The organism is Mucilaginibacter ginkgonis, assembly GCF_009754905.2.
In the GTDB taxonomy this organism is placed as follows: Bacteria; Bacteroidota; Bacteroidia; order Sphingobacteriales; family Sphingobacteriaceae; genus Mucilaginibacter; species Mucilaginibacter ginkgonis.
Genome location: NZ_CP066775.1, coordinates 2,680,145 through 2,704,112 on the forward strand (window position 1 = coordinate 2,680,145; position 23,968 = coordinate 2,704,112).

Here is a 23,968-nt window from a genome sequence, read left to right on the forward strand (position 1 = left end):
AACCAAGTTCATCCGTGTCTCGTAAATTATTCCAAAACCATCTAAATAAATTATGACGGCAGATAACACTGTAGCCAACAAAATTAAAAGCATAGCAAACAACCTCCGCCTTAAAAGAGAGGCGAAAGGATTTACGCAAGAATACGTTGCAATGAAACTTGGATTATCGCAAAACGCGTTCAGTAAGATTGAACTCGGTTACACTAAAATAACGCTTGAGCGCTTATATCATGTTGCTGCTCTGTTGGAGACCGACGTTGTTACGTTGCTAAGCGAGGATAAAGTCCCTGCCTAACTCTAAGGCCATCCTAACCGGGACGTACTATATTTGCGGCATAAACCGCATTATGGAAAACCAACAAATCATAGCTAAAACAGTAGCATTTGTACAGGAAAAATTAAAAGGCGCTGAAGCCGGGCATGACTGGTGGCATATTTTGCGCGTTTGGAATAACGCCAAACGTATTGCGGCTACAGAAAATGTCGACATGCTGATAGTTGAGCTTGGCGCATTGCTGCACGACATTGCAGATGCCAAATTCCATGGAGGCGATGAAGAAATTGGTCCGCGCATAGCCAAAGAATTTTTGACTGCAAATGATGTCGGCGAACAGGTCATTGATAAAGTTGATCTTATCATCAGACATATATCCTTTAAATCAAACATCGGCGGGCAGCAATATACCTCGCCCGAATTGTCGGTAGTACAGGACGCCGATCGCCTGGACGCTATAGGTGCCATTGGCATAGCGCGTGCGTTTACTTATGGCGGATTCAAAGGGCGGGAACTTTACAATCCGGGCATCCCGCCCGAATTTGAAATGAGTAGGGAAGCATACAAAAACAGCTCGTCTCCTACCATAAACCATTTTTACGAGAAGCTGCTTTTGTTGAAAGACAAGATGAACACCACTACGGGTAAGCGTATGGCCCAGCAGCGACACGACTACATGCTGCACTACCTCGATCAATTTTATAGTGAATGGAATGGGGAATTATAATTTTTAGGTATCCCTAAAAATTTGTTTAGGCTAATTTAATTTATTACGTTTGCTGAGGTTACCTAGCTTTGTTAACTTTAGTGAGTTCATATATGCTTAAAAAAATACTCCCATTCGCGTTCTTTCTTGTTGCTCAAAGTTCTTATGCGCAAGACACGCTAAAACAACAGCGTTTCAATTTTCATTTCCAGCAAACGATAATTACGCAAACTAAGCCCGGTTTTGGCGCCAAATATACCGGCGATAACAGTATGTCACCATTATCTGAAACTGCTACCTCGCTGACAACTACTTTTTATGGAGGTGCCCGTTTGTGGAAGGGTGCGCAAGCATATTTCAATCCCGAGATGAGCGGCGGAGCAGGCTTAAGCAAGACTTTAGGCGTAGCAGGCTTTCCAAATGGCGAAACTTTTCGCGTAGGCGCGCCTGAGCCTAAGATCTATATAGCCAGATTATTTCTTACTCAAAACTTTGAATGGGGTAAAGAGAAAGACACACTTACAGACGATGCCAACCAGCTTGCCGGCTTGCGCAGCAAGCGATACCTGTCGATTACCGTTGGTAAATGGGGCATGGCCGATTTCTTCGACCAAAATGCTTTTAGCCATGACCCACGTACGCAGTTCATGAACTGGAGTTTGATGGACAACGGCGCATGGGATTATCCGGCCAATACACGCGGTTACGTAATGGGTGCTGTTGCAGAGTTAGGCCAGCCGGATTGGGCCCTGCGTTTCGCATTCACCATGTCAACTACAGAAGCAAACGGTTCGGTATGGGACGCGAAGATCGGAAAAGCGAACACACATACTTTAGAGTATGAGCGCCGATATACTCTAAATGGGCAAAAAGGAACTGTGCGGGTTTTAGGATTTTTAAATAATGGCAAAATGAGCTATTACAGAAACGCTTTAGCGTTTATGCCTGTAAATCCGGTTATAGATACTGTAAATAAATATGGTGCGCATAAGTTTGGCTTCGGTATCAACGCCGAACAGAACCTAAGTAAAGACTTTGGCATATTTGCAAAATTGAGCTATAACGACGGCAAAACAGAAACCTGGTATTTTACAGAGATAGATCGCTCATTCAGCTTTGGCGGTGTGTTGAACGGTGCAAGCTGGAAACGTAAATTTGATGAAGTGGGTTTGGCTTTTGTAGCCAACGGCATCTCTCAACCCCACCGCGATTACCTTGCCGCAGGTGGCTATGGTTTTATTATAGGTGATGGCAAACTAAACTACGGAACCGAGCTGATCGCCGAGGCCTATTATAAAGTTGATGCATATCAGCATAAGTTATTCCTATCCCCCGATTACCAATTTATTATAAACCCGGCATACAACAAAGACCGCGGACCTGTGAATGTATTTGGCATACGGGCGCACGTGGAGTTTTAGTCTATCCGTTAAGGTCATGCCGAACTTGTTTCGGCATCCCATATTCTTAGTAACAAAGTGAGTTAATTGATGGAGAGACTTTCTATGAGTGCGAGGAATTTCTCATTATATCATCAATGATTTTATGCTCGGATTGCTTCGTGCCTCGCAATTACAAGATCATCATAAACAACTGTGTCGTATCCACTTTTAAACGTCATTGTAAGGAACATTGTGACGAAGCAATCCCAAACCTCACAAAGTAATCTCAAAGAGATTGCTTCTCCGCCTTTGACGTATCGCAATAACGACAGGAAGATAAACCCTATCAACAAAAACGTCTCGAAATTATCTCCGCGACGTCTTGTATAAGGGTAACTCAATAATTACTCCGCAGAAATTTCTGTTTTACCTATCACCATAAGATTGGTTAAGGTTGGTGCGGGCAGGCCGCCATGTGGTTCAAGGGTAACGGCAAAAGCGTCGGCTTTGTCGATAGATTTCATCTCTATCATATCTTTAGCGCTATCAGTTACATCAAAAACGCCAAGATCTACAGGTTTGCCGTTTACTAAAGCCCATAACTGGTAAGAATGATCTTTATCATTTGGCTTAAGGTTATTAGCGCGGCTCATATCGATCATCACTTCTTTCTTAGACGGGCTCCATGCTACAGCAAGTCCGGCGCCGGGACCTGCCGGGCCCGGACCTAATTTTATCAATTTAAAAGAAGGATCCCTTAACACATTAAGTTCCCTGTCCAGCAAATTAACTCGGCTGCTAAACTTTTGCGACTGCAACTGTACGGCCACTAACTGGCCTTGTGTATCTTGCAGCCTGTTGTAAACTGTATATAAAGCAGCAACGCTTAAAATTAATAACGCTAAACAAGCAGCAAACGCGTACTTAAAGAAGTTGCTTTGCTTTTGCTGCGTGAGTGTAACCACTTTCGCCTCAAGCTCAGACGCCGGTTTTGTTTTGAAGATGCGGTCGTCGCCAAGATTGGTCACCAGGCTGTTCATGATCCGGTCACGTAAGCTATCTTCGGGCTCAACCTCATTGTGTTTTGCGTAAAGTTCTATCGACTGCTCTATCTCGCCCAACTCAGCTTTCACAGCCGGGTTATTGGCAGCCATAGCCTCTACCTGTGCTTTTTCTTCCGCGGATAATACCCCCAGAACATAAAGCTCAAGTACGCCTGATTCGATATATGCTTTTACGTCTTCCAATTCAATTAAAACTTTTTCGCAGCTGCTGAATAGCCATTCTCAGCCTTGTTTTAACGGTCCCCAGCGGCACGTTTAGTTCTTCTGCAACTTCAACATGCGTGTAACCTTTAAAATAAACCAGGTCAAGTATTGACTTTTGTTCAGGCTTTAGCTGCTGTACTAAATCCTTTAAGCCAAGCAATTCGGGTTTGTAAACCGTGTTCCTTTGCTCGTCTATAAAAGTTACGTTATTTTCGAGCTCCTGGTTTTTATTCTGATTCTTAAAGTCTTTAGATCTTATCTTATCGATAGCCAGATTGCGCGCTATATTCACCATCCAGGTAAATAAGCGGCCCTTCTCTGCACTATAGCCCGAAAATGATTGCCAAATTTTGACAAACGTTTCCTGCAAAACATCTTCGGCAACAGCGGTATCAACCACTATGCGAACGATGACACCATAAAGAGAAGAGGAGTACATATCATACAGTGCTTCGGCACCAATCTTTTCTCTGTGGCGCAGTGCATTTATCAGTTCTTCCTCTGATAATGATATTTTACGTTTTGGGCTCAAATGAAGGAATGAAAGTAGTAATGAAAACTTACATTTCAAACAAATGTTTTTCGGCGTGGTAGGATGACCTGACTAATGGGCCGCTCTCAACATATTTGAACCCTTTTTCTAAACCAACCTCTTTGTACATCTTAAATGTATCAGGGGTAATCCAGTCAAGCACCGGGTGGTGATTACGTGTAGGCTGTAAATACTGGCCAAGTGTAAGGATATGTACGCCTGCTTGCAGCAGATCGTCCATGGCTTCAATAACCTCGTCTTCGGTTTCGCCAAGGCCAAGCATTATACCAGATTTAGTGCGTAAGCCGGCTTCTGATATTTTACTAAGGCACTCTAAACTACGATCATATTTGGCCTGTATGCGTACTTCGCGGGTTAGGCGGCGCACGGTTTCCAGGTTGTGCGATACAACTTCGGGAGCGACATCTGTTACACGTTTAAGGTTGTCCCAGTTCCCTTTAAAATCAGGCAGTAATGTCTCCAACGTAGTTCCCGGGCTTTCGCGGCGGATGGCGTTGATCGTTTCTGCCCATATGATAGAACCGCCATCTTTCAGGTCGTCACGGTCTACAGATGTAATTACACAATGCTTTACCTGCATTAACTTAACCGAATTGGCTACGCGCGAAGGCTCGTCCATATCTACCGCAAGCGGCCGGCCGGTGGCTACAGCGCAAAACGAGCATGACCGGGTACAAATATTACCCAGGATCATAAAGGTTGCCGTACCTGCGCCCCAGCATTCGCCCATGTTTGGGCAATTACCGCTCTCGCAAATGGTATGCAGTTTATGGGTGTCAACCAGTCCGCGTACATGGGCATATTCTTTACCTACAGGTAATTTTACCCTAAGCCAGTCTGGTTTGCGTGCAACCTGTGTAGCAGGTATAACCGGAAGATCGATCATCAAACAAAGATAATAATAAAACTACGGAAACCGGGCTGCGCTTACTGCACCATTAACAGCGTTTCATCAACAGAGATACCGCCATGCGATTGGTCAAGGATACACTCGCCCTCTTTGATCAGCAATAATTGAGGCGATTCGTGATGTACGTGAAAACGTTCTGCTATCTCTGCTGAAATATTGCGGAACTTTAACAGGTCGAGAAAATACAAGGGGATTTCTTCATTGATGCGGTCCCAGTCCATTTCAAATTTGCGGCGGGCCATCATGCTGATAGAGCAGCGTGTGCTGTGCTTAAATATAATGCTGTAGCCGGGATGCTGTTGTATGTCAGCCAGTTGTTGCTCAGTCTCAAGCGCGATCCATTTCATGCAGAAGGGTTTATTAATTTTATACAAATTTAACCCAAAAATCGCGCCTAAAGCCGGCTGATTGTAAGTGCTGCGTAAAATGCTATCGCCTGCCGTGGTAGCTGCCGTAAGCAGGACACAGCTTGTTTGAGCATGATTGTGCCACACACATTAACATTGCTGCAGCTACTGCTAAAACCATTACCTTTTTCATTGTATATAAAGCTTTTATCAGATCTTAATACTCTTAGCCAAATGCGCCATCTTAATAGCGGTTACGGCGCCCTCTACACCTTTGTTGCCATGTTTGCCGCCGGCACGGTCTATTGCCTGCTGCTGGTTATCGGTGGTAAGAACGCCAAATATCACCGGTTTATTATGCTTTAACGCCACGTTTGCCAAACCGTTTGCAACGGCGTTGCATATAAAATCAAAGTGCCGGGTCTCGCCTTGTATAACGCAACCCAGGCAGATCACTGCATCTAAATTAGCGATATTATTCAATAAAACATCGGCACCGGCAATAAGTTCGAAACTCCCCGGAACTGGATAAGAATGAATATGATCTTCGCTGGCGCCATGTTCTACCAGGCTATCGTAGGCTCCCTGGTAAAGGGCATTGGTAATTTCGGCGTTCCACTCGGCAGTAACAATGCCAAAGCGGTAGGGCGCTGCTGACGGTATTTCTGTATTAGAAAAGTCTGAAAGGTTTTTAAGCCTGCTTGCCATTACATTTTAGCCTGTACGCGGGCAATGTACTCATCAATAGTAGATGCCTCGGTACTTTCAGGATAATCAGACTTAATCCTTTTGTAAGCATCCAGCGCGTCGCTGTTATTTTTCTGCGCTTCGTAAACCAAACCTAATTTTTTTAAGTAGAAGGGGCTTAAGAATTTGTTGTTCGCTTTATCAGCCGCCTTTTTAAAGTTGGTTACTGCCTTATCATAGTCTTTCAACTCAACATAAGCATCACCAATACCACCCAAAGCCTCGCTGGCCACCATTTGATCGTCGGCGCGGTAACCATTAAGATTATCTATCGCTTTTTTGTACTCACCTTTGTTAAGGTAAGCCATACCTAAATAGTAGTAGGCCAGATTTGCAGCTTTGGTGTTGCTGTAATCGGCTAATATCTTTTCAAAACCGGGGTAGCTGCCATCACCTTTAATGGCTTTGTCCCAATCTTTTTTGTCCCACGCGTCCTGAGCAACGTGCATCTGGTCTGCAGCTTTAGCTTCCCTTGGTGCCAGGTATAATTTCTGGTAAGCAAAGTATATGGCTACAAGCACAATTACAGCACCTATAATAAACATAAGGCTCTTCTGGTTCTCTTGCACAAAGCTGCCACTGTTTGGCTTCACTTCTTTCACCGGCTCTGCTGCCTTAGTATTTGTCTCAGTAGTTGACATTTTAAACTTTTAAATTCAGGAGTGCAAAAATACGGTTTTAAAAATTCTACACAATAGCTTTTAAGTTAAATACTTAAGCCAACATAAATTAATAACCTTACCAAAAGCATTGCCTAACTGTTACCTTTGAAATCGCGATATGTACCTGCAGCAACTGTCAGTAATTAACTTTAAAAACTATACCGAAGCCAGGTTAGACCTTAGCGCCGGGGTGAACGCTTTTACTGGTAATAATGGTGCTGGCAAAACCAATTTGCTGGATGCTATACATTACCTGTGCCTGTGCAAGAGTTACTTTAACCCGGTTGACAGCCAGCAAATAAAACAGGGCACCGACTTCTTCATGGTAAACGGAACCTTTGAGAAGAATGGTAAAGCAGATATTGTGGCCTGCGCGGTAAAGAAAAATCAGAAAAAGCAATTTAAGCGCAACAAAAAGGATTACCAGCGATTGGCAGATCATATAGGCTTGTTTCCGGTGGTGATGGTTTCGCCGTACGACGTAAGTATCATTATTGAGGGAAGTGAAGAGCGCCGCCGTTTTATCGACAACGTGATATCGCAAACCGATAACAAATACCTCGACGAACTGATAGCCTACAATAAGGTACTGATAAACCGAAACGCGGTATTAAAGCAGATGGCCATATACCGCAGCTTCGACGCCGGGCTCCTCGAGGTTTTTGACGATCAGTTGGTTGTCTTGGGCGCCGGCATTTTCCAGAAGCGTAAAGCTTTTATGGATGTGTTTACCCCGATATTTAACGAGCATTATAAATTTATTAGTGATGGCGCCGAAGAGGTTGAACTGGTGTATGAGTCACAGTTGCTAACCGCGAACCTAGCTGATCTGTTAAGATCAACAGCCGATAAAGACCGTGTTATGCAGCGCACAACCGCCGGCATACACCGAGACGATCTTCTTTTTAGCGTACATGGTATGCCGATGAAAAAGTTTGGCTCCCAAGGTCAGCAAAAGTCATTTTTGATAGCACTAAAATTGGCGCAGTATACCTTTCTTAATCAGAAAAAAGGGTTTAAGCCTTTGCTATTGCTGGACGATATCTTTGATAAACTTGACGAGCTGCGCGTTACAAAACTGATGCAAATGGTGTCTGACCATAATTTTGGCCAGGTATTTATTACCGATACCAGCCAGCAGCGCGTTACGGATATTATGGACAGCATAAAGGTAGATTATACCTTATTTAAAGTTGCGGGAGGCGAAGTAGATGCGTAAGGCTAACGACAAAACGTTAAAAGACGCTATTGCACAAATGCTGCAGGTGTATAAAATAAAACGCCGCTTCGATGAAACGGCTATAGCCGCGCACTGGCCCGACCTGGTAGGTAAGTCTGTGGCTAACCGCACCAAAGAACTCTTTATTCGCGACCGCAAACTATTTCTTAAAATAGAATCGTCGGTCATCAAAAACGAGCTAATGCTTATTCGCAGCCAGATCATCCAAAAGATCAACGAAGAAGCCGGCGACGTTATCGTTCAAGAGATTATTTTTTTGTAAGCCCCTCTCCCTCGCAGAGGGGTTGGGGAGAGGTCACTTTTAAATTTTTAAATAGGATTAATGTGAGGTTTCGACTAACGAAAAAGCCCCCACCAATTAAGGCAGAGGCATCGTATTTTCAAAGTCCTCCCTACCGGGGGAGGATTTAGGTGGGGCTAACTTAAACCCTTTCGAAAGCAGAGAAGAAGAAATTACCCTCAATCTGCGCGTTCTCGTCAGAGTCTGAACCGTGCACCGCGTTTGCTTCAATAGAATCTGCAAACAACTGGCGGATGGTACCGGCGTCAGCTTTCTTAGGGTCTGTAGCACCGATCACTTTACGGAAATCTTCGACCGCGTTATCTTTTTCTAAGATTGCAGCTACAATTGGGCCGCTGCTCATAAAACCTACAAGGTCTTTATAAAATGGGCGCTCTTTGTGCACCGCGTAAAATTCGCCGGCAGTCTTTTCAGTCAGGGCAGTAAGTTTCATGGCTTTGATAGTAAAGCCTGCTTTAACAATATGATCCAGTATTGCACCGATGTGTCCGTTGGCAACGGCATCAGGCTTAATCATGGTAAATGTTCTGTTTGTAGTCATTGTTATGATACCTTTAAAATTGCTGCAAAGGTAGCGTTTAATGCTGATAATTAATACGGTTAACAAAATTTAACAAACACCTTTGTCATATAAATAATTACCTTTGCATTCTTTTTTTATACACTAATGTTAGATATCGCGCAGCTTTCAGCTTTATTGTCGCAGCCTAAGAAGATCGTCATTACCACCCATCACAAACCCGATGGTGACGCTTTGGGTTCGTCGCTGGGCTTGTACAATTATCTGGTACAGCGCGGGCATCATGCAAAGGTGATCACCCCTACAGATTATCCTGCCTTTTTAGAGTGGATGCCAGGTAACGAGGAGGTGATCATTTATACACAGCACGTAGAACAAAGCAATCAGTTAATTGCAGATGCCGAAATCATCTTTTGCCTTGATTTTAACGCGTTAAGCCGCATCAATGAGATGGGCGAAGAAGTGGGCAAAGCCAGCGCTGTTAGAGTAATGATAGACCATCACCTGGAACCTCAGGATTTTGATGATTATCGTTACTGGAACATTAACGCCTGCGCAACCGCCCAGCTGGTTTATGACTTTATAGCTAAAGAGCTTAATGATAAAGACCTGGTAAACAAGGATGTCGCTACTTGCTTGTACACCGGTATTATGACAGATTCGGGGTCTTTTCGTTTGCCAAATACCACCTCTGCCGTTCATCGCACCATTGCCGACCTGATAGACGCGGGCGCGGTTAACTGGCGCATCCATGAACTGGTTTACAATAGCGCTACCGAAAACCGTTTGCGCTTTTTGGGTTACTGCCTCAGCCAGAAATTGGAAGTGCTTTACGAATACAATACAGCCATCATAGCGGTCACTAACGCAGAGTTGAATCAGTACGATAGTGCCACCGGTGATACCGAAGGCATTGTAAACTATGCGCTTTCTATAAGCGGGATAAAACTTGCCGCCTTTATTGTAGAACGGAAAGATAAAGTAAAACTATCTTTACGCTCAAAAGGCGAATTCCCTGCTAACGAGATATGCAAAAAATATTTTAACGGTGGCGGCCATCGCAACGCGGCCGGCGGCCAGAGCGATGATACGCTCGACGCTGTTGTGACCCAGTTTAAACAACTACTACCCGATTATAAATCACTTTTAACACTTTAATACAATAAACTTAAAAATAGAAATGAAAAAAAACTTTATGTTTTTGGCCCTTGCACTTGCCGGGTTGGCAAGCTGTAATGGTGGCTTTAAAAAAGGCGATTCAGGCCTTTTATATGATATCGTCGACGACAAATCGGGACCGCTTATTAAACCAAAGGATTTTGTAAGCCTTAACCTGATCGCCAAAACAGATGCCGACTCTGTGATGTACAGCACTTATGATGTCGGCCGCCCCGCAGTAATGAGCATGCCGGAAAAGATCGCTAACAAAGGCGACCTGTACAGCGCATTAGTGATGATGAGCGAAGGTGATAGCGCGGTGGTTAAAGTTAACGCCGACTCTTTATTTAAGAAAAATGCGCGCCCACCGGGCTTTAAAGGCAAGTACATTGTCTATGATATCAAAGTAAATAAGGTGATCTCTAAAGGCACTATGTCTGACCAGATCTTCTCTGCCAAAATTGAAGACTATTTTAAAGTAGAAAGCACTAAAGCTAAAGCTGCCGAGCCGGGTAAGATCGCTAAATACATTAAAGACCATAACATTAACGCTACCAAAACAGATTCGGGTCTGTATTACCAGATCACCAAACCGGGCTCAGGACCGCTTCCGGCTAAAGGCGATACTGTATTGGTTAACTACACCGGCCGTTTCTTAAACGGTAAAGTGTTTGATACCAGCATTAAAGAAGTAGCTCAAAAAGAAAAGGTATTTAACCCAATGGCGCCATACAAACCTGCTCCTATTCCGGTAGGTACAGGCCGTGTTATACCGGGTTGGGACCAGGGCTTATTGTTGCTTAACAAAGGTGCGAAAGCAACTTTTGTGATCCCTTCGAATTTAGCTTATGGCGAGCGTGGTATGCAGGTGATCCCACCGTTCTCACCTTTGGCATTTGAGGTTGAGGTAATGGACATCATCAAACCAAACCCTAACGCGCCTAAACCTGTAGTTCCTGCTATGCCGGGTGCTGCCCCTCAAATCCAGAAGTAAAATTAATAATGCATAATATACGCCTGCACACTGTGCGGGCGTTTTTTTTGAGATGATGAAAAAGTTATTTTCAGGATTCGTTGCTTTAATAGCATTTATTTATTCCGCTAAAGCACAGGTGGTAATCACACAAACGCCAAAAGGCGCGCAATACCAGGTATTTACCCACAATACCGGCCCTAAAATAAAGCTGGAAGATATTGTCACCTTCCACGTAGTACAGAAAACAGACCGCGACTCGGTAGTCTTCAGCAGTTATACTATAGGCCATCCGGTACAGATCCAGGTAAAACCATCGCAAAACGTAGCCGACCTGATGGAAGTGTTCCCGCTATTGGCAAATAAAGACAGCGCTTTGATCAAGGTGCCTGTCGATTCTGTTTTTAAAGGGCATGAAAAAGAACGCCCACCGTTTTTGTCGGCCAAGAGCTATATCTCTTACATTGTTAAGATAGAGAAAGTGCAAACCCTTGCCGAGGCCTTGGCCGAGCGCAACGCCGAACTGCAGAAAATTCAAAAGGCTGAACTGACTAAAGCCGATGAGTACATTGCAGCTAATAAGATTCCTGCTACCAGTTTACCGTCCGGGTTAAAATATGTGATCACTCAACAGGGCACGGGGCGCAAAGCACTTACCGGCGATACCGTTTTGGTTAATTATACAGGCCGCACCTTGGCGGGCAAAGTGTTTGATACCAGCCTGCAATCTGTAGCGCAGGCAGCCGGCTTGCAGCAACCTGGTCGCAATTATCAGCCTATACAGGTGATACTTGGGCAAAACACAGTTATAGCAGGCTGGGAAGCCGGCCTGCGTTTGCTTAACCAGGGCGCGCAAGCCACGCTCATCATACCGTCAAGCTTAGCCTATGGCGAACGCGGCGCCGGGCAAGACATAGGCCCGTTCAGCACATTGCTGTTTGATGTCGAGTTGGTGAAACTAAATCCGGGTCCCCGCCCGGCGACAACAGCACCGGCTGCTAAGCCAATTACCGGCGCGAAAACTACTGTCAAGAAAGGGACGACGGTAAAGAAGAAAGTCACGCATAAATAATGTTTATAAAAAAGGCTGCCGCGGAAACCGGCAGCCTTTTACATTTGCAGCATGGTACTGACGGACACGCACACGCATTTCTATTACGAGACCGATCCAGGTAAACGCGATGAAATGCTGCAACGCTGTTTGGATAAGAACATCAGCCGCCTGTTTTTACCAAATGTTGATGCTGCTTCGGCGCAATTGGTTTTCGATCTTACCAACGCCCACCCCCAATATTTTTTCCCGATGCTTGGTTTGCATCCCTGCGATGTAAAACCAGACTGGCAAACAGAAATAGATGCCATAATGGCCACCGGCGAAAACGAAAGGATCTATGCAATAGGCGAGATCGGTGTCGACCTGTACTGGGATAAAACAACGCTCGATATTCAAACCGCAGCTTTTGAATACCAGATACAATTAGCTAAACAGCTCGATCTGCCTATCGTGATCCATTGCCGCGACGCGTTTAACGAAGTTTACGACATACTTCAACGCCACAATGACGACAAACTGCGCGGCATCTTCCATTGCTTTGGTGGCACTGTTGAACAGGCACAACAGATCATTGATCTTGGCTTTTACCTGGGCATAGGTGGCGTTGTTACTTACAAAAACTCAGGTTTGGATAAAGCATTAGCACAACTAAGTTTGCAGCACATTGTGCTGGAGACTGATGCTCCTTATCTAACTCCTGTGCCATTTCGCGGTAAGCCAAATGAGAGTAGCTACCTTACATACATCGCCGAAAAGGTAGCAGATATCTTTATGGTTGATGTTGCGCAGGTTGCCGACATTACCACCGCTAATTCTAAGGCAATATTTGGCATATGAGAAATCTCGATCTTCTTTTTTACATTTATACACCATGAGCGACACTTGCCAGATATTGATCATCTACACCGGCGGCACCATTGGTATGATGGCAGACCCGGTGAGCAAGGTATTGCGGCCCATCAATTTTGAGCAGATCATGGATAACGTGCCCGAGCTTGAGAAGCTTAATTGCCGCATAAAAGTCCACTCGTTTGATGAGATCATCGATTCATCTAACATGAACCAGGAAATATGGGGCGAACTGGCAGGGCTGATAGAAAAGCATTACAATGAGGTGGATGGCTTTGTCATTCTTCATGGTTCTGATACCATGGCTTATACAGCGTCGGCGTTAAGTTTTATGTTAGAGAACCTGGACAAGCCGGTAATCTTTACCGGTTCGCAGCTACCCATCAGCGCCATTCGTACAGACGCGAAGGAAAACCTGATGACGGCCATCGAGATCGCGAAGGCCAAAAAGTATGACCGATCACGCGTGCCCGAGGTTTGCATTTACTTTGATTACAAACTGTTCAGGGGTAACCGTTCATTCAAATATAATTCCTCAAAGTTCGAAGCCTTCCGGTCGCCTAACTACCCTATCCTGGCCGAATCCGGCGTACACCTGCGTTTCAGCGTAAATGATATCCGCCCGTCTGAAGGACAGCCGCTGGTTATCCGCCAGAAATTGGAAAGCGACGTTGCCGTTTTAAAACTTTATCCGGGCATCAGTCCAAAAGTGGTAGAGAATATCCTATCTGCCGATGTACGTGGCGTTGTAATGGAAACGTTCGGTGCAGGCAATACCAGTACAGACGATTGGTTTGTTAACCTGCTGAAATCTGCGATAGACAACGGCAAGGTCATCGTCGATATCTCACAGTGTAAAGTAGGCACCGTAGAACTTGGCCGTTATGAAACCAGCAAGCAGCTTAAAGATATCGGCGTAGCTAATGGTTATGATATGACTTTCGAGGCTGCTATCACTAAAATGATGTACCTTCTTGGCCAGTATGACGACCCTGCTACCATCAAAGAACTCATAGAAACAGACCTGCGCGGCGAGTTAACCGTTTCCTGAATTTTATACCGTCCGGTTCATTAATAGTGCGCATTTCGTTGTCAGTGTTTCACTGTTTCAGGTGAAACAGTTGAAACAGTTTGATTCCTACTTTTAAGTATGTGACACGAAGTTGCTCTTCGTTAATAGTCAGCTTATTACAGCGTTTATCTACAAGCACTGCTTTGTCACTAGTAACCAAAAAACAGCCTTTTGAGTCATTAAAACTGGCTGTGAAACAGTTGAAGTAACAAGCTGATGTCACTAATAAAATTGTACATCTCATGTAAAACACAAAAGGCTCCCGGAATCCGGGAGCCTTTCTATATTACAAATATTCTTCTTAGAATTTATCGAAGAATAGTTTAGTAGTAACAGTATTTCCACCAATTGCAGCGCCTGCAGCGGTGAAGTTAGGACCGTTAACGTTACCTTCCTGTACTGGGTAGGTAAACCTAACCGGGAAAGCGGTACGTGCAGTAGCAGGAGCTGTCAACACAGGGTAATCTAATCTGCGTTGGTTTATCCATGCATCCCATCCACGGTTGTAGAAAGAGATCCATTTTTGGATACCGATCTTTTGTTTGTAAGTACCGGCTGCGGTTGCATAAGCCACAGTTGGCTGTGCAAGGTAAGTAGTAGCCTGTGCTGCTGTACCACCCCAGAAAGTGATAGAAGCGGTAACGCCCTCGTTGTAGTGAGCTGCTGCTGTACCACCAACGTTATAACCTCTTTCTACTGCCTCAGCTAGGTCAAACTGCATTTCAGAGTAGCTTAACAACAAACCAGGATAAGTTTGCTGAGTTATAGTAGTTGATGGTTTAGAGAACGCTGAGTAGTTAGCACTTGCGCCCGGTGCAGCACCAGAATAGCCACCGTTAGCATCAGTTGTAAAGAAGAATGATAATCTTGGATCATTCAGGCTTTTCAACGTAGTTACTAAGACGGTGTTAGCTACGAAATCCTGACGGCCGCTTTGCACTAAGTCAACCCAAACCGGATTGGTATTAGGTGGAGCGCTTAGGTAAGCAAAGGTCATGTTATCGGCGTTTGAAGTAAACAAGCCTGCGGTAGCTGCAGACTCTGCTGCTGCTTTCGCAGTAGCGTTATCAGCATCAGAAAGCGTGATAGCCATTTTAAGCTTCAACGTTGCAGCAGCTTTTTTCCATTGAGTTGCACTGCCACCATATAGAAGGTCAGCAGCACCAAAGCTTGATGTACCTGAGCCTAATGCGGTAATATCCGCGTCAAGCCTTGTTAACAAGCTTTTGTACACAGTTAAAGCGTCGTCATAAACCGGGAACAAGTTGTCAGGGTTAAGCGCCTGGCTGTAAGGAACATTGCCAAATGTAGTTGTCAAATAGTAATAGCTATAAACCTCCATTACGTCAACCATTGCGTTGTTAACTTTTGAAGCAGGGTCTGCAGCACCAAGTTTTTTTGCTTGTTCAAAGTTTTCTAACGCGTCACGATAAAAGGCATTCCAGATCGCATCGGGAATTGGCCTGGTGTTAATATCGTAGTTAGACTCATCTGTGTAAGTGGTTTCTTGCCATTGCTGCTCAATTAACCTGAATATATTCAAGTTAACGCTGGCAGAAGACAGGATGTTGGCAAATGTATGCTCCGCACCAGTAAACTCGCCTGCAGCAGGTACAGTGGTAGGCGACTTAGGGTTTACATTGAGATCCGTTAGGTTCTTTTTGCACGACGTTATAACTAACAACGCCGGCAAAACAATGTATAATAGTTTTTTCATGTTTTAATTTTCCTTAAAATTTAACTCTTAAATTTAATATGAATGAACGCACGGTTGGCATTGCTCCACTTTGATAACCTTGCAAGTTACCTGAAGACAATGTCTCTTCAGGATCTGCATAAGGAACGTTTTTGTGGATGATCCATAAGTTGTGACCGTTTACAGATACGTCTACGCCTTTAACAGGTCCTAAACCAGAGATCCATTTCTGAGGGAAAGAATATCCCAAAGAAGCTTCACGCAGTTTAACATAGCTAGCGTCGTAAATAAAGGCCGCATTTGGATTATATACATAACCGTATGTACCATAAACGGTGTTACTTACCCTTGTAGTATTTGGAGTACCATCAGCTTTTACTCCTGGTAGGATTATACCACCACCTGTTGCGAGAGTATTTCTTGATGGGTTACCCAAATCATTGTTACCCGCAGTTTCAGGATATAAACCTGTCGCCAAACCGTAATACATATCAAGTGAGAATACCTGGCCACCTTTACGCATATCAACCAAGAAGCTTAAAGTAAAGTTCTTGTATTTGAATGTGTTAGTGATACCACCGATCCAATCGGGATTGTAGTTGCCAATAACCTCATTAGATGTTGCAGATAATTGGTAACGGCCGTTAGCTTTAACCACACGCTGTCCATTTAAAAACACATAGTTGCTGCCACGTATGGTACCCAATGGTTCGCCTAATGTAGCATTCAACGTAACACCGCCTTGGAAGCTTGCTAACAATAAGTTGTTGGCTGGGTTACCGGTAGCATCATTAAATGTTTCGATAAGCTTGTTGCGGTTACGGGTATAGTTAACGCCAAGGTTCCATGAGAAATCGCTGGTTTTCAAAGGTGTACCTGTCAAAGCAAGCTCTATACCTTTGTTTTGTACAGTACCTGCGTTTCTGTAAGTGCTTGAGAAACCTGTTGCGGTTGATACAGAAACCGGGATTAATTGATCTTTAGTTTTTGTGACATAGTAAGTCGCGTCTAAACCTAAACGGTTATTAAAGAACTGCAACTCTAAACCAGCCTCAGTACTTTGAGTACGTTCCGGCCTTAAGTTAGGAAGGTTTTTAGTAGTTGAAATATACGTTTGAGAAGAGCTGCCATAAGGAGTACCAATGCTATAAGTATCAATAGTACTGTATGGAGTAGCATCATTACCAACCTGGGCATAGTTACCTCTCAATTTACCGTAAGACAACCATTTGTAATCTTTAAGTAAGTTAGAGAAGATGAAACCGACAGCAACTGACGGGTAATAATAAACGTTAGCGCCTTTAGGTAAAGTTGATGAAGCATCGCGGCGTATTGTACCGTCAATGTTGATTACTTTAGCGTAGGTCAAGTTCAACTCACCATAAACACCATCAAGCTCGCGTTGCTGATCACCTTCTACAGGTGCTACAGGTTGGCTTACAGAGTTTGAAACAGCATAAATGCCCGGAACAACTAAGCCGCCGTTTGTAGAAGCACTAATAGTTTGATAGCGTTGTTTACGGATATTACCACCTAATACCGCTTTCAAGTTTAGGTCTTTAGTAAGATCCTTATCAGCAGAAGCGATCAGATCATAGTTAGACTCTGTGAAACCTAAGTTTCTGCGGGTATAACCAGATACACCTACAGAACCAACCTGGCGGCGCTCTTCTTGTAACTGTGTCCAGTTATCAACTGTAGCACGGCCTAAAATGTTTAACCAGCTGGTTACTTTGTAGTTTGCAGCTACGTTACCAAAATAACGGTTACGTGTATCAGAGTTATAGTTCTGATAGCGGATAAAATAAGGGTTATCCCAATAGATAGGGGTTGTGTTAAACGGAGCACTTAAGTTCCAGGTAGTGTTTTGGCCACCTGAAGCAAAATACTGGTCCCTTAATTCATAAACATCATTGTTAACCTGGTACCATTGACGGAATGAGTTAAGAATGTTGTCTGACTGGTAACCCGTACCGTAACGGCCTAAACCAACAGTGTTGATGTAGCTGATGTTAGCACTTGCAGTCAATTTGCTGGTTACATTGTAGCTGCCAGAGAAGTCTACGTTTTGTTTAAGGATATTACTGTTTGGCATGATACCGGTCTGGTTATCGCGGGTATAACCTAATTTGAATGAACCGTTATCATTAGCGTTAGTGATAAAAATGCTCTCGTTGTTTTGAGTAGCGCGGGTAAAGAATTTGCTTGGATCATTAGCAGCTGCTACCCATGGAGTTGCCTTTAAATAATTTGGCGATGACGGATAGAAAGCATCCCATTGATAGACCAACAGGTTTGGATCAAATTTGGCACCGTAAGATGCATCCTCAGTCAATGGATCGATCAAATCCGGTTTACCGTCGCCGTTAACGTCTTGATACAAGAAATAACCGGTTGGGTCATCATAGTAGTTGCCATAACCACCACCATATTGTTTCTGGTATTTAGCAAAGGTTGTTTTGTCTATAGAACCGGTACCGATACCTGCATTAATAGTGATACCCAAGCCTTTTTTAGCCTTTTTGGTAGTGATCAAGATTACACCATTTGCACCTTGAGAACCGTAAAGCGCTGTTGCAGCAGCACCTTTCAATACAGTCACAGACTCAACATCATCAGGGTTGATATCATTCGCAGGGCTACCGTAGTCATAACCACCGGTACCGCTACGCTGACCGCTTTGATTAATAGAAGCACTGTTTAAACCACCGTTGCTGAAAGGAACACCATCAACCACATAAAGTGCCTGGTTGTTACCGTAGATAGATTTTGCACCACGGATAACCACGTTGGTAGAACCGCCAAGGCTGCTGCTCTGACGAACTTCCAAACCTGCCACTTTACCTGATAACTCGCTGGAAATGTTAGTGCTACGTGTTGCAGAAAGACTTTCGCCGCTTACTGTTTGCGCAGCATAAGATTGCTGGTTACGGTTACGATTTAAGCCTAACGCGCCTTGTACCACAACCTCGCCCAGTTGCCTGGCAGAAATGGTCAATGCAACGTTTAAAGCGCCTGCCGGGATGGCACGCTCTTCTGTACCATATCCTATAAAGCTAAACCTTAATGCGGTAGTACCAGCCGGTACGCGCAGGGTATACTTACCTTGAGCATCTGTTTGTGTACCGATGGTACTGCCCGGAACGACAACAGATACACCAGGTAGGGGCAATCCGTCATCTTTACCAGTCACCGTACCTGTAACAGTACGGTTTTGCGCGTATAGCTGTTGCGAAAAAGCTAATAGAAGTACGCACAAAGAAAAAAGTAAATGTTTTTTCATGTTGTCTTTTTAAATCAGTTAATAGTTAATTGCCCTAAAATAGGACATTATTATCAACAAAAACAAACATTTTCTATATAAATGTTAATTGTCGGTTAAAAAATTACTTAAAAGTAGGTAACGCAAAAATATTTTAGTACTATGTATTGCATAATACAATCTAAAGCATATATCTTTGTATTATGATAATCGAGAACACCCAAACACAAATGAGAAAGGGCATACTGGAGTATTGCATACTTTCTATAATTGCGCGGGGGCAGATATATGCATCTGATATTATTGCAGAGATGCGCAAAGCGCAATTGCTTGTAGTTGAGGGCACTTTGTATCCGCTGTTAACCCGCCTTAAGAACAATGGCCTGCTGGCTTATACCTGGATAGAATCTACATCGGGCCCGCCGCGCAAATATTATTCACTATCTGACGAAGGAAAAGTTGTGTTGGAACAACTCGACAAAACCTGGCAGGAACTTGCCTTTGCGGTACAATCATCAATAGACGGTCGCAACGCTTAATAACCTCACAATTTTACGATCATGAATAAAACAATCATTATAAACATAAACGGCACTGTATTTCATATTGAGGAACAGGCCTACGAAATATTAAAGGCATACATGACGGCTGTTAAGCGTCATTTCTTTGATTCTGAAGACAGCCTTGAGATCACTACCGATATTGAAAACCGCGTAGCCGAACTATTTACAGAGATACTGGCCCGCGAAGGCCGCCAGGCGATCATAGACCAGGATGTGCACGCGGTAATTGAACAAATGGGCGCGGTTGAGGATTTTGACAATGCCCCTACCGGTGCCACTGCAGGTGACAGCTACTATCAAACGCACACCAGTCAGCGCCGCTTGTTCCGCGATCCGGATGACCATCTGGTTGGCGGCGTGTGCGCAGGCATCGCAAATTATTTTGACGCGCCTGCTGTTTGGGTAAGACTGGCCTTCGCCCTATCAGTGATATTTGCAGGCACGGGTTTCTTTCTATACATTATATTATGGATAGTGCTGCCTAAAGCACAAACCCGCGCCGACCGCATGGCCATGAAAGGTGAAAAACTGGACCTGCAAGGTTTTAAAAGAAACTTTGAGGCTGAAGCAGTAAATCTTCGCGAACGGCTCAACGAGGCAGGCCACCACGCTAAACCTTTTATCTATCGTTTCAGGGATTTTTTGGGCGAGTTCTTCGGTTTTCTGGGCAAGGCCATAGGGCAATCTGGTAACCTGTTGCTTAAACTAATAGGCATTGCCTTTATGTTATCCTTTTTCTGCATGGCTATAGCCGTAATTGTAGCCTATATCTCTTTTATGATGTTTGGCCATACAGAGCTGCAGTTTATTTTCCCCTTCAGTGTTTTAGGGGTGCAGTACAATACCGCTTTGTATACGTCGGCGTTCTTTGCAATTATTATCCCGCTGGTAATCCTTATTGTATTATTTGCAAGGCTGGCATTCAATACCGCACGTTTAAGTTCGTCGGCATTGACCGTGTTAGGCGTATTGTGGGTATGCGCCGTAACGCTTAGCATTTACTATGCGGCACGGATCAGCGCGAACTTCAGGTATTCTGCAAGTTTTGGCAAAACTGTAAACATCGCCGCTACAAAGAACAATGTGTATCACCTTAAACTGAATGATAAGAAATACCTTACGGCAGAAGATAGCGCACGTTTAAATGTACAATCGCGCTTCCATGGCTTTATTGTAATAGATGGCGATGAAGACGATATGGGTGAACCGAACAATGTATCGATATCGGTAGAAAAAAGTGATGTAGCCCAGCCTACCCTTTTTGAACGTTTCAGCGCTAACGGCGCAACCTATGATCAGGCGCTGATGAACGCCCGTAACACAGTGTATAATTTCACTCAGAAAGACTCGGTATTAACCTTTGACCGTTCTTTGCATAGAAATTATAATGAGCAATGGCACAATCAGGAAATATTACTGGTTTTAAAGGTGCCGGTTAATTCAACTGTACTAGTTGATAAAAACCTTAATCGTCCGTTAAGCCTGAATATTTGGGGATGCCTTGACGATAACAAAACGCCGGATGCTACTTATGCAACCTTTAAGATGCAGCCAACCGGTTTAGAGTGTAAGGTTGATACCTTAAAGAGGGATACAGTGAGAGTTACAGATACTGTAAAAGTATTTGCCAAACCAACGGTCGCCCCAAAGCACCTGAAGAAAGTTAAATAACTTCTGAAGCCCCGGTAAAGTATCGGGGCTTTTTTGTTCCCATAGCCATTCACTACTTTAACCGTAAATATCCCGCCATTCACCGAATAACCGTCGGTAAAAATTTCTTTTAATGTAACCTTTGTTACGTGATCAGCATCTAATCGATAAAACAAACTGTTCGCAGCAGCAAAAAACTGAACCAAAAATTTCAGGGAAATTAAAAAAGGGCCTAAAAGCCCACTGGCAACGCTTTGACTAAATTTTACAACACTAATACCACACATATGAAAACCCTCACAACAGCCCTATTATCCGTCATTACCTGGGCTGTAACTTTAACAAACGCAAATGCCCAAGCCGGTGTAAAGGTAAGCGGTAGCATCACTAACGAAGCAGGCAAACCCGCAGATTACGCTACCGTAAGCCTGCTAAGGCAAAAAGATTCTACCGTTGTAAAGGGCGGCCTATCTGACGCGGATGGTAATTACATCTTTCCAAACATAAAAGCCGGCAGCTATATGATCCGGGTAACAAACGTAGGTTACCAAAAAGCGCTAAGCGCTGTGTTCACCGTTGGTGGCGCCGACGTAAAAGTTGCTGCAATTAAAATGGTGCCGGCAAGCAAAGCATTAAGCGGTGTAACCATAACAGGTACCCGTCCACTAATTGAGCGTAAGATAGACCGCACCGTGCTTAATGTAGAAAATAGTGTATTGGCAGCAGGGAACTCTGCTATGGATATTCTGGAACGCGCCCCTGGTGTTACCATTGACAAAGATGACAACATCAGCCTTAAGGGCAAACAAGGGGTAACTGTCATGATCAATGATAAATTGACCTACCTGTCTGCAGCACAATTGGCCACCTTGTTACGCTCTACAGATGGCAATACTATCACCTCCGTCGAGATCATTACTAACCCATCTGCTAAATATGATGCTGCAGGCAACTCTGGTATCATCAACATTAAACTTAAAAAGAACAAACAAAGCGGTACTAACGGCAATATTTCTGCAACAGCAGCTAAAGGTGCTTACTACAGGGATAACACCAGCTTATCGCTAAATCATAAAGAAGGCGCGCTTAACTTCTTCGGCAACTTTAGCCGCGGTGACAACAAGCGTACGCACTTATTAGACATAGACCGTACCGTGATCGGCACCACCAGTAACACTTATTTCAGCCAGAGCGGTAACATGATCAATACCAACCATTACAATAACTACCGTGTTGGTGCCGACTGGGACATGAGCAGCAAAAACACCCTGGGTGTTGTAGTAAGCGGTTACTATAACCCCGAACGCGACAGCACTTACAACCATACTTTAATAGGTACGCAGCCGGGAGTGTTCAGCACATACCAGAATACATTTTCCGGTGTGCCACAGGTATACCGCAACTTTGCCTTAAACCTGAACGATAAATGGCAGATAGATACCGCCGGTCAGCAGCTAAGCGTTGACCTGGACTATTCTAAATTCAAAAACTCATCAAACGCGCAGTACGATACCTATATATATAACGCTAACGGCACAAGCGCGAGCACCCCCATCATGCTCCGCAACCAAAGCCCTTCTGTAATAGACATCAAAACCGCCAAAGCAGATTATACCAAACCGCTGACTAAGACTTTAAAATTGGAAGCAGGCGTGAAGTTCAGCGATGTAAAGACAGATAATGACCTTGCCGCGCAACGCAACACAGCTTCGGGCTATGTTAATGATGCTACTTTGACCAACCACTTCATTTACCAGGAAAAGATCGATGCCGGTTACGTAAATTTTAGCAAGAGCTTTAAGAATACATCCATCCAGGCTGGTTTACGTGCCGAGTACACTCAATCAATGGGTGACTTAGTAACCACCAACAATGTGGTAAACCGCAGCTATCTGGATCTTTTTCCAAGCTTGTTCGTTAATCAAACCATCGACAAAAACAACGAAATTGGTTTCAATTACAGCCGCCGTATCGATCGCCCGGGGTATGATAATTTGAATCCGTTCATCTTTTACCTGGACCAATACACTTATTCACAAGGCAACCCTTTCTTAAAACCGCAGTATACTAATTCGTTCGAACTGAACTATACTTTTAAGCATACAGTTAATGTGAGCTTAGGTTACAGCAGAACTACCGACGTTATTACCCAGGTGTTATTGACAGATACTGCAAGGAAAGCTACTTTCCAAACTAACCAAAACCTGCGTGTGCAGAACGCATATAACTTTAACGTGAACACGCCGTACACCGTCACCAAATGGTGGACAGGCAATCTTAACTTCACCGCGTTTTACTTAGGCTTTAAATCGGGTTCCGAAGCAACCGGCACTACCCTTTCTAACGGCGTGTTAAATGCCGGTAAAGTTGCTTATCAGGTTAAAGCAACACAGACATTTGCGATCACTAAAACATTTAAAGCCGAAGTTATGGGCGACTACCAGTCACCGCTTATCTATGGTTACTTTTTGGTTCACCCGCAATATGCTATTGATGGCGGCCTGAGCAAATCATTCGCGGATAAAAAACTGAACGTTAAGTTATCTGTGAGCGATATCTTTAATATGCGCACCAATAATGTTACCAGCATAGCACAAGGCAGCACCATAGATATTCATCAGAAAAACGACTCACGTGTGGCCCGCTTAACGCTGACCTACAACTTTGGCAACAGCAAGATCAAAGCCCGCCAGCACGAGACCGGCGCAGACGCCGAAAGAAACCGTGTAAAAACCGGAAACTAATCCCAACCCAATCATAAGCGTAAAGGCCCCGCAAATT

22 protein-coding genes are annotated in these 23,968 nt (G+C 44.1%); 13 read left to right on the forward strand and 9 right to left on the reverse strand.

What is annotated here, in order from left to right; translation table 11 throughout:
- Positions 1–52 precede the first annotated feature (52 nt).
- The 3 genes from GO620_RS12495 to GO620_RS12505 all read left to right on the forward strand — a co-directional run bounded on the left by GO620_RS12495 (position 53) and on the right by GO620_RS12505 (position 2,401).
- Positions 53–295: a helix-turn-helix domain-containing protein gene (locus GO620_RS12495; protein ID WP_157525688.1), complete on the forward strand. Its 243-nt coding sequence runs from the start codon at positions 53–55 to the stop codon at positions 293–295.
- Between the two features lie 52 nt (positions 296–347).
- Positions 348–1,001, forward strand: a complete 654-nt coding sequence (locus GO620_RS12500; RefSeq protein ID WP_157525689.1) for an HD domain-containing protein — start codon at positions 348–350, stop codon at positions 999–1,001.
- A 92-nt stretch (positions 1,002–1,093) separates the two neighbouring features.
- A complete protein-coding gene (locus GO620_RS12505) occupies positions 1,094–2,401 on the forward strand; it encodes a carbohydrate porin (RefSeq protein WP_157525690.1) in 1,308 nt (435 codons plus the stop codon).
- A gap of 365 nt (positions 2,402–2,766) precedes the next feature.
- Here the strand turns inward: GO620_RS12505 and GO620_RS12510 are convergent, their stop codons facing one another.
- From GO620_RS12510 to GO620_RS12535, 6 genes are all read right to left on the reverse strand, one after another.
- Entirely contained in the window at positions 2,767–3,609 is an 843-nt protein-coding gene (locus GO620_RS12510) for an anti-sigma factor (RefSeq protein ID WP_157525691.1), read from the reverse strand.
- Position 3,610: 1 nt separating this feature from the next.
- The gene (locus GO620_RS12515) at positions 3,611–4,162 is read right to left on the reverse strand and encodes an RNA polymerase sigma factor (RefSeq protein ID WP_157525692.1); all 552 of its coding nucleotides are present in this window, start codon (positions 4,160–4,162) and stop codon (positions 3,611–3,613) included.
- A 28-nt stretch (positions 4,163–4,190) separates the two neighbouring features.
- Complete coding sequence (gene lipA / locus GO620_RS12520) at positions 4,191–5,069, reverse strand: lipoyl synthase (RefSeq protein ID WP_157525693.1); 879 nt, start codon at positions 5,067–5,069, stop codon at positions 4,191–4,193.
- A 41-nt stretch (positions 5,070–5,110) separates the two neighbouring features.
- A complete protein-coding gene (gene ytxJ / locus GO620_RS12525; protein ID WP_157525694.1) occupies positions 5,111–5,440 on the reverse strand; it encodes a bacillithiol system redox-active protein YtxJ in 330 nt (109 codons plus the stop codon).
- A 210-nt stretch (positions 5,441–5,650) separates the two neighbouring features.
- Positions 5,651–6,148, reverse strand: coding sequence for a 6,7-dimethyl-8-ribityllumazine synthase (ribH, locus tag GO620_RS12530; protein ID WP_157525695.1), 498 nt, complete (start codon positions 6,146–6,148; stop codon positions 5,651–5,653).
- The gene (locus tag GO620_RS12535) at positions 6,148–6,828 is read right to left on the reverse strand and encodes a tetratricopeptide repeat protein (RefSeq protein WP_157525696.1); all 681 of its coding nucleotides are present in this window, start codon (positions 6,826–6,828) and stop codon (positions 6,148–6,150) included. Before GO620_RS12535 ends, ribH begins: the two co-directional genes overlap by 1 nt.
- Before the next feature lie 139 nt (positions 6,829–6,967).
- Between GO620_RS12535 and recF the strand changes: the two genes are divergently transcribed.
- Entirely contained in the window at positions 6,968–8,068 is a 1,101-nt protein-coding gene (gene recF / locus GO620_RS12540) for a DNA replication/repair protein RecF (protein ID WP_157525697.1), read from the forward strand.
- Positions 8,061–8,351 (forward strand): DUF721 domain-containing protein, encoded by a 291-nt coding sequence (locus GO620_RS12545; protein ID WP_157525698.1) that lies wholly within the window; start codon positions 8,061–8,063, stop codon positions 8,349–8,351. Before recF ends, GO620_RS12545 begins: the two co-directional genes overlap by 8 nt.
- A gap of 160 nt (positions 8,352–8,511) precedes the next feature.
- Here the strand turns inward: GO620_RS12545 and GO620_RS12550 are convergent, their stop codons facing one another.
- Positions 8,512–8,931: a nucleoside-diphosphate kinase gene (locus tag GO620_RS12550; protein WP_157525699.1), complete on the reverse strand. Its 420-nt coding sequence runs from the start codon at positions 8,929–8,931 to the stop codon at positions 8,512–8,514.
- 126 nt (positions 8,932–9,057) lie between these two features.
- Here GO620_RS12550 and GO620_RS12555 point away from each other — a divergent pair, with 126 nt between their 5' ends.
- Genes GO620_RS12555 through GO620_RS12575 form a run of 5 tightly spaced genes read left to right on the forward strand, consistent with a single transcriptional unit; the run spans position 9,058 to position 13,995 of the window.
- Positions 9,058–10,068: a DHH family phosphoesterase gene (locus tag GO620_RS12555; RefSeq protein ID WP_157525700.1), complete on the forward strand. Its 1,011-nt coding sequence runs from the start codon at positions 9,058–9,060 to the stop codon at positions 10,066–10,068.
- 22 nt (positions 10,069–10,090) lie between these two features.
- Positions 10,091–11,062: an FKBP-type peptidyl-prolyl cis-trans isomerase gene (locus tag GO620_RS12560; protein ID WP_157525701.1), complete on the forward strand. Its 972-nt coding sequence runs from the start codon at positions 10,091–10,093 to the stop codon at positions 11,060–11,062.
- 55 nt (positions 11,063–11,117) lie between these two features.
- Positions 11,118–12,113 (forward strand): FKBP-type peptidyl-prolyl cis-trans isomerase, encoded by a 996-nt coding sequence (locus tag GO620_RS12565; protein WP_244139410.1) that lies wholly within the window; start codon positions 11,118–11,120, stop codon positions 12,111–12,113.
- A gap of 51 nt (positions 12,114–12,164) precedes the next feature.
- On the forward strand, positions 12,165–12,932 hold the full coding sequence (locus GO620_RS12570) for a TatD family hydrolase (RefSeq protein WP_157525703.1): 768 nt from the start codon (positions 12,165–12,167) through the stop codon (positions 12,930–12,932).
- A gap of 34 nt (positions 12,933–12,966) precedes the next feature.
- Entirely contained in the window at positions 12,967–13,995 is a 1,029-nt protein-coding gene (locus tag GO620_RS12575) for an asparaginase (RefSeq protein ID WP_157525704.1), read from the forward strand.
- A 322-nt stretch (positions 13,996–14,317) separates the two neighbouring features.
- Here the strand turns inward: GO620_RS12575 and GO620_RS12580 are convergent, their stop codons facing one another.
- Together GO620_RS12580 and GO620_RS12585 are read right to left on the reverse strand one after the other, a co-directional pair.
- Positions 14,318–15,733, reverse strand: a complete 1,416-nt coding sequence (locus tag GO620_RS12580; protein ID WP_157525705.1) for a SusD/RagB family nutrient-binding outer membrane lipoprotein — start codon at positions 15,731–15,733, stop codon at positions 14,318–14,320.
- 13 nt (positions 15,734–15,746) lie between these two features.
- Positions 15,747–18,995, reverse strand: coding sequence for a SusC/RagA family TonB-linked outer membrane protein (locus GO620_RS12585; RefSeq protein WP_157525706.1), 3,249 nt, complete (start codon positions 18,993–18,995; stop codon positions 15,747–15,749).
- 182 nt (positions 18,996–19,177) lie between these two features.
- Here GO620_RS12585 and GO620_RS12590 point away from each other — a divergent pair, with 182 nt between their 5' ends.
- The 3 genes from GO620_RS12590 to GO620_RS12600 all read left to right on the forward strand — a co-directional run bounded on the left by GO620_RS12590 (position 19,178) and on the right by GO620_RS12600 (position 23,931).
- Complete coding sequence (locus tag GO620_RS12590; RefSeq protein ID WP_157525707.1) at positions 19,178–19,513, forward strand: PadR family transcriptional regulator; 336 nt, start codon at positions 19,178–19,180, stop codon at positions 19,511–19,513.
- A gap of 21 nt (positions 19,514–19,534) precedes the next feature.
- On the forward strand, positions 19,535–21,208 hold the full coding sequence (locus GO620_RS12595) for a PspC domain-containing protein (protein ID WP_157525708.1): 1,674 nt from the start codon (positions 19,535–19,537) through the stop codon (positions 21,206–21,208).
- 266 nt (positions 21,209–21,474) lie between these two features.
- Positions 21,475–23,931 carry a TonB-dependent receptor domain-containing protein gene (locus GO620_RS12600; protein ID WP_157525709.1) on the forward strand — a complete coding sequence of 819 codons (2,457 nt, stop codon included), beginning with the start codon at positions 21,475–21,477 and terminating at the stop codon, positions 23,929–23,931.
- The last annotated feature ends 37 nt before the right edge of the window (positions 23,932–23,968 follow it).